General features: G+C 69.0%; 5 protein-coding genes. 4 read left to right on the forward strand and 1 reads right to left on the reverse strand.

Annotation, left to right across the window (positions count from 1 at the left end; all coding sequences use genetic code 11):
- Positions 1-5 precede the first annotated feature (5 nt).
- Genes M1M07_RS12525 through M1M07_RS12535 form a run of 3 tightly spaced genes read left to right on the forward strand, consistent with a single transcriptional unit; the run spans position 6 to position 3,878 of the window.
- The gene (locus M1M07_RS12525) at positions 6-1,691 is read left to right on the forward strand and encodes a flippase (RefSeq protein WP_248674364.1); all 1,686 of its coding nucleotides are present in this window, start codon (positions 6-8) and stop codon (positions 1,689-1,691) included.
- Between the two features lie 5 nt (positions 1,692-1,696).
- Positions 1,697-2,797, forward strand: a complete 1,101-nt coding sequence (locus M1M07_RS12530) for a glycosyltransferase family 4 protein (protein WP_248674365.1) — start codon at positions 1,697-1,699, stop codon at positions 2,795-2,797.
- The gene (locus M1M07_RS12535; RefSeq protein WP_248674366.1) at positions 2,790-3,878 is read left to right on the forward strand and encodes a cellulase family glycosylhydrolase; all 1,089 of its coding nucleotides are present in this window, start codon (positions 2,790-2,792) and stop codon (positions 3,876-3,878) included. Before M1M07_RS12530 ends, M1M07_RS12535 begins: the two co-directional genes overlap by 8 nt.
- Positions 3,879-3,890: 12 nt before the next feature.
- On the opposite strand, the gene M1M07_RS12540 is transcribed toward M1M07_RS12535, so the two are convergent.
- The gene (locus M1M07_RS12540; RefSeq protein ID WP_248674367.1) at positions 3,891-4,949 is read right to left on the reverse strand and encodes a GNAT family N-acetyltransferase; all 1,059 of its coding nucleotides are present in this window, start codon (positions 4,947-4,949) and stop codon (positions 3,891-3,893) included.
- Between the two features lie 291 nt (positions 4,950-5,240).
- Between M1M07_RS12540 and M1M07_RS12545 the strand changes: the two genes are divergently transcribed.
- Positions 5,241-6,368, forward strand: coding sequence for a cellulase family glycosylhydrolase (locus M1M07_RS12545; protein WP_248674368.1), 1,128 nt, complete (start codon positions 5,241-5,243; stop codon positions 6,366-6,368).
- Positions 6,369-6,709 lie beyond the last annotated feature (341 nt).

Below are 6,709 nucleotides of genomic sequence, written 5' to 3' on the forward strand. Positions count from 1 at the left end.
TAGCGATGGGCAGGCACACACGACCGGACGACCTCGGCGAGCCCGGGGTCGCGCAGAGCTTCGCGACAGAGTCGGGTGTCGGACGCCATGCCCGGCTCTGGGACACCGCATCGTGGTCCGCGCTGGGCAGCCCCAGCTACGGGACCGGCCAGGGCAGTGTCCGCGGCGACGTCGCCGCCGAGACGGTCGTGCTGCAGCGGATCGCCGCGAAGATTCGCGAGGACACGATCCACGAACCGCAGACCCCCGAACTCGACGCGCGCGACGCCCGCCGCAACACGATCACGATGCTGGGCAGCCGCGTCGCGGTCGCCGCGATGGGCTGGACCGGATCGATGATCGTCGCCCGCGCGCTGTCACCCGACGACTTCGGCAAGTTCTCGTTCGTCTTCGGTCTGCTCGGCCTGCTGTCGGTCGTCACCGATCTCGGTGTCGGCCGCGTGGTCCTCGCGAAGCTCGTCGAGTGCAACCCGTGGGAAGTGTCCTACGTGACGACGGCGTTCATCGCGCTGCGCGCCGCGCTGGGCATGCTCGGTCACCTGCTCGCGATCGCCTACGTGCTGGTGATGGGTTATCCGTCGGATGTGGTGTGGGCGACCGTGGTCGCCGGTCTCGTCGTCGTGGTCGCGACACCCAGTCACGCGCTGACGGTGATGTACCAGAGCCGATTACGGATGGCGTACGTCGCGGTTGCCGAGACACTCGGCCAGCTCGTGCAGCTCGTCTGCACCGTCGCCGCCGTACTGTTCGCCCCCGTGCTGCTGGTGCTCGTCGTGCCGGCGGTGATCAACGAGATCGTCGCGATCGTCGTCAAGATCCGCGGCGTGCGAAACGGTATCGCCGGTCCTGTACCCGCGGCCCGCGCCCAGTTGTGGCGATGGCGCGAGATGCTCGCCGAGGCCGTGCCGCTGAGTATCGGCTTCGCGCTCATCACGATCTTGTCGAAGATCGACGTGCTGATGCTCGGCCGCATGGACTCGTTCGACGCCGTGGGGCTCTACACCGTCGGCTACAAGTTCGCCGACCTCCTCGGGATCGTCGCCTCGACCGTCGTCGGTCCCGTCACCACCCTGCTCGTCGCGACGTGGCCCGGGGACACCGAGCGATTCCGCGGCCGCACCCGCGAGGCGGCGATCCTCCTCACCGTGCTCGGTGCGGTCGCCGTCGCCGCGTTCTGGCCTGTTGCACCGGCATTGATGGATCTGCTCTACGGTTCCCGTTTCGCCGAAGCCGCCGACGCCGGCCGGTTCCTCGTGCTCGGCAGCGCCCTGTCCATGCTCACCGAACTCGGATTGATGGTGCTCGTCTCCACGTCCCGCCACCGCGTCTATCCGTGGGTCGCGCTCGCCGGCCTGGCCGCGAACGTGGCGCTCAATCTGGTCATGATCCCGCGGTGGTCGTACTTCGGGGCGTCGATCGCGACACTCGTCACCGATCTGGTTCTACTGGCCGCCATCTGGATCGTCGTCGCCCGCACGGTCCCGGTCCGTCGGCTGTTCCCGGCCGGTGCGGTCGTCGGTGTCGCGATCCTCGGCTTCGCGGTGACCGTGTGGGCGACGCTGCTGACCGACCGCTTCCACATCCCGTGGATCGTGACCGCCGCGGTCGCGCCCACGCTCGTCCTCGCGGGCATGCAGTTCCTGCCCGTTGCCGGAAGAATCCGGCTCGTCCATCTCCTGAAGTCCAGGTAGCACTCGTGAATTACCGACCCACTTCCACGCGACGCCGCGTCGTCTTCGTCACCCACACCGCCCAGGTGTCCGGGGCCGAACTGGTCATGCTGCAACTGGTGCGGTGCGCCCTCGACGAGGGTCGCCCGGTCGCCGTCGCCTGCCCCGACGGGCCGCTGCGGTCGCGACTGCCGGCCGAGGTCGACATCCTGGCGATCCCCCTGCTCGGACCGCAGGGCGAACGCGGACTCGCCAAGGCCGCAACGGTCGCCCGGATCGCTGCCGGGTGGCTGCAGACCGGCCGGATCCTCCGGGCGGCACTGCGCGGACGGGAGGACACGGTGATCGTGAACTCGCTGTTCGCGTTGCCCGCCGTCGCGGTCGCGCGGATACCCGGCGTGGTGTGGCTCGTGCACGACACCCTGTCGAGTGCCGAGCAACGAGGGATCGTGCGGTTGTCGCGCCGCGGAATCGCCCGCGCTGTCGCGGTTTCGGAGCCGACGGCCCGGCCGCCCCGGCAGTTGGGAATCCCCGTGACGGTCGCGCATCTCGGTGTCGAGGTTCCCGACTTCAGGGTCTCCCCGGACGTCGCGGCGACCCCGGTGATCGGCATGATGGGTGCGCTGACCCCGTGGAAGGGACACCGGGTGCTGCTCGACGCGGTGTCCCGCATGCCGGGGGTCCGGCTCGAGATCGCCGGCGAACCCTTTCCCGGCGACGAACCGTACGCCGAGGAACTTCGCAGGCGTGCGAGCGAACCCGACCTCGACGGCCGCGTCGCCTTCCTCGGCCGCGTCGAACCCCTTCCGACACTGCGTACCTGGGACGTCGCCGTGTCCGCCAGCATCTCCCCCGAAGCGGGCCCGCTGGTGGCGCTCGAGGCGATGAGCGTGGGCGTGCCGATGGTCGGCACCGATCACGGCGGCACGTCGGTGTTGCTGGGGGGCGGTGCGGGACTTCTGGTTCCACCCGGTGATCCGGATGCGCTCGCCGCGGCGCTCCACCGGATACTCACCGACGACGGCCTGCGCCGGTCGGTCACGGAGACGGCCCGCCGCCGGGTCGAGGAGAACTACGACCGCACGACCACCGTCCCCCGGATGCTCGAGGAGTTGCTGCGTGCCTGAGTCGTTCCCCCGCCGCGCCGTCGCCGGGACGATCGCCGCTCTGACCACGGTGGTGCTCACCGCGACGGCCTGCTCCCCGGACCCGCTGCCGTGCGACCCGTCGGTCACCGCCGACAGTCTCGGGATCGCCACCGGGTCCGGCCTCGACGCGATGCCCGCCGACCGTCTCGAGCGGTATCTCGACCTCGTCGAGGCGTCCGGCGCCCGCTGGATCCGCTTCGACGTGGACTGGTCGACGATCGAACCGGAACGCGGCCGGAGCGATTGGAACGGTGTCGATCGGGTCGTGGCCGCGGCCACCGAACGCGGATTGCAGGTGCTCGGTCTGATCACCAACACCCCCGCGTGGGCACGCGTCGACGAGGCGGGGGATGACTCGCACGGCCGTCCCTCCGATCCCGCCGAGTTCGGCCGCTTCGCCGGGGATGCCGCGGTCCGGTACGCGGGTACGGTGCGCCACTGGGAGATCTGGAACGAGCCGAACCTGACGCAGTTCTTCACGCCCGCACCGGATGTCGAACAGTACGCGATGCTACTTTCCGCCGCGGCGGCCACGATCCGGGCCGCAGCACCGGAGGCGGTGGTCGTCACCGGCGGGTTGTCCCCCGCCACCGACGACGGTACCGACATCAGCCCCACGACCTTTCTCGACGAGCTGTACGGCCTGGGCGTCGAAGACGACTTCGATGCCGTGGGCATGCATCCGTACAGCTATCCGGCACTGCCCTCCGACGCCGGGACGCGGCGCTGGAACGCCTACTACCGCATGCGGAACCTGCACGCCGTCATGGCGGATCACGACGACGGGGACACCCGGATCTGGGCCACCGAGTTCGGGGCGCCGACCGGTTCGGGCGAGGACAGCGTGTCCCCCGACGAGCAGGCCGAGATCCTGCGCGACGGCATCAACGAGCAGCGGCGGCTGCCGTTCGTCGACAAACTGTTCGTCTACAGTCTCGTCGATCGCGGGACCGATGCCGCCGACCGCGAGCAGAACTTCGGCATCGTCGACCACGATCTCGATCCGAAACCCGCGATGGCCGTGGTGCAGCGCGCCGCATCGACCCCGGGATGCATCTGAAGCCGTTGGCGGTCAGTGTATTTCGATTACGGATCGAAGCGGGCGGATCCGGTCGGCGGCGCGGTCGGCGACGTCGAGCGTCCACCGGTGCAACGGCCGGCCCCGCGGGGTGGCGGTGACCGTGACCGCGTCGTATCCCCCGTTGGCCCAACGGGATTTGAATTCCGAGGTTCCGAGCAGGTAGTCGAATCGGGTGATGCCCAGGTCGTCGTGGTGATCGGCGAGCCACCGATGCAGCAGGTGTCCGGGTCGCAGGTGCGCAACGTCGGGATCGAACCGGGCCATCCACATCTCCGCGGTGCTGCCGGTGCGGAACATGATCTCGTGCGCGACCCAGCGGTCGCCGACGATCAGACCCGCGACGAGCAGCGACCCGGCGCGCGCTTCGGCCTCCAGGAACGGCCGGGTGAACGCTGCGATCGGCGGGGCACAGAAGTCGACGCGGCCGCTGTCGGCGTCGGCGCGGGCGGCGACGCCGGCGATGTCCGGCCATCGCCGGGCAAGATCCGCCGGTTCCGTGACGACCTCGACGGACGCCGGGGTGCCGGCCTTCTCCAGCGATCGTTCGATGCGCCGGAGCGACTTGAGGGTTTTCTTTCCGCGCAACGCAGCCGCAGTCTGTCCGGGTTCGAGATCGATGGTCAGGCAGTGATCGTCGATGTATGCGTCGACGTGCCAGCAGTTCGATCTGCGGAGGGCCACGATGAGGGGGTCCGTCGATTCCAGATGTGTCAGTTGCAGCGGAATCCGCCGGGCGGCGAGGGCATCGACCAATTCGTTCAGCGCGTCGTCGTCCTCGGCGAGCACCCCACCGATGGTCGCGAGACCGTGCCCGAGAACCCGGTACGCACGGACACCGAGACGACTCCGGCTGTGCAGCGGTGCCACCGCGACGAGACGTCCGTGGCGGCGGACGGCGCACACCGCGAGGCGTCCGCGGCCGAGGGCGCGGAACCACGTCAATGCGTAGGACGGACGGGTCGCCACCCGGTGCGGGATGCGCGCGGTCAGGTCGTGCCAGTCGTCCAGGATCGTCTCGATCGTGGACTCGTCGTGGATCGCGAACGTCATCGAATCATCCCGACGAGGGTCGCTGCACTGCCGCCGGTTCGCGTCTGCCGACAGCCGTGTACGAAAATCGTCGGCAAATACCGGCGGCACGGCCCCTCATGTCGATACATTCTTCCCGATGGCTCTGTTACTGCTGTTACCACTGTGACGGGTGGTAACCGTTGTCACCGATGCCCTCGCCGGGGTATCGGTCCGGGACGCTCGTAGGTTACAGGCCGCGGCTCGTGCCTGCGCACGCCCGGGTACCGCCAGACGTCCGAACACCGGACGTGACCGGAAGAAGGTATCGCCGTGCGACATTCACGCCTGTTCCGATCCGCAGTGCCGGTGCTCGTCGCCGGATTCCTCGCCGCCACCGTCGCCTGCGCTCCGCCCGCACCGCCTCCACCGACCGGCTGCACCACCTCCGACCTCGGCATTTCCGGTGGCGCACCCATGCTGGGTCTCTCGGATGCCGACCTCAGCCGGGAACTCGACACCATGTGGAACACGGGAATCCGCTGGCTGAGATTCGACATCGACTGGTCCGTCGTGGAAGCCACCCGAGGACAACAGAACTGGTCTGCGATCGATCGGCTCGTCGACCGGGCCCGTGCCCGCGGACTGAATCTGCTCGGCATCATCACCTACACCCCGGCCTGGGCCCGGGTGGCAGGCACCTCCGATTCGCACGGCCGGCCCGCGGATCCGGCGGCTTTCGCGACCTTCGCGAAGCAGGCCGCGGAGCGCTACAACGGCAGGATCGCCACGTGGGAGATCTGGAACGAACCGAATCTGGTGAACTTCTTCCGGCCCGCCCCGAACCCGGATGCCTACGTGCAGTTGCTGTCCGCCGCAGCGCAGGCCATCCGTTCGGTGCAGCCCGGCGCGATGATCCTCAACGGAGGCCTCGCACCGGCGGTCGACGACGGCACGAACATCGCGCCCACCACCTATGTGCAGCAGCTCTATCAGCGTGGAGCACAACAATATTTCGACGCACTGTCCGTCCACCCCTACAGCTGGCCGGCGCTACCGTCCGAGGCGAGCACCCAGAGTTGGAACACCTTCTACCGCATGCGGTTCATGCGGGACACGATGGTGCAGTACGGCGACTCGGCCACCGAGATCTGGGCGACCGAATTCGGCGCACCGACGGGCCGGGCGAGCGACGCGGTGAGCGCACAACGGCAGGCGGACATCATCCGCGACGGCATCGCGGAGGCACGCCGGCTCGGGTACGTCGACAAGGTGTTCGTGTACACGCTGCGCAACCACGGCACCAACCTGTCCGACCGCGAACAGAACTTCGGTTTGCTCGAGTACAACTTCACCGCGAAACCGTCTCTGGCTGTGGTGCAATCGGCCGCAACCGCATGCACCGGGGTTTCTGACATCCTCGACTCGGAGCCCACGACGCCACCCCCGGTCGCGTCGTAACCGTCAGCGGCCCCACGAATCCGGGGGCGTACCCGGTCCGCGCGGATCGTCGTGCACGATCTGTGCACCGAGTTCGGCCCTGTCCTGCTGTGTAGGGTGTCCGTTGCCCTGACCCGGGTACGGCATCGGAACCTGCTGACCGTAGGGCGCAGGGGCCCTCCAGGTCTCGGGAGGTCGGGACGTGCGCCAGACCTGTTCGACGCTCGCGGGCGTGCTCGGCGGACGGCTCTCTGCCCAACCCGGTGCGGCCGGCGCCACGGGGGAAGCCGGGACGTTCCGTGCCGCCGGTTCCGCCGGGGTCGGGGTCGGGGTCGGAACCGGCGGCACGGAACGTCCCGGCT

It is taken from the genome of Rhodococcus sp. HM1 (assembly GCF_023218075.1).
Lineage (GTDB): Bacteria > Actinomycetota > Actinomycetes > Mycobacteriales > Mycobacteriaceae > Rhodococcus.

What these genes read in the sequence shown, in the direction of transcription:
- M1M07_RS12525 (WP_248674364.1), top strand. Translation starts at nt 6, where the DNA reads ATGGGCAGGCACACACGACCGGACGACCTCGGCGAGCCCGGGGTCGCG.
- M1M07_RS12540 (WP_248674367.1), bottom strand. Translation starts at nt 4,949, where the DNA reads ATGACGTTCGCGATCCACGACGAGTCCACGATCGAGACGATCCTGGAC.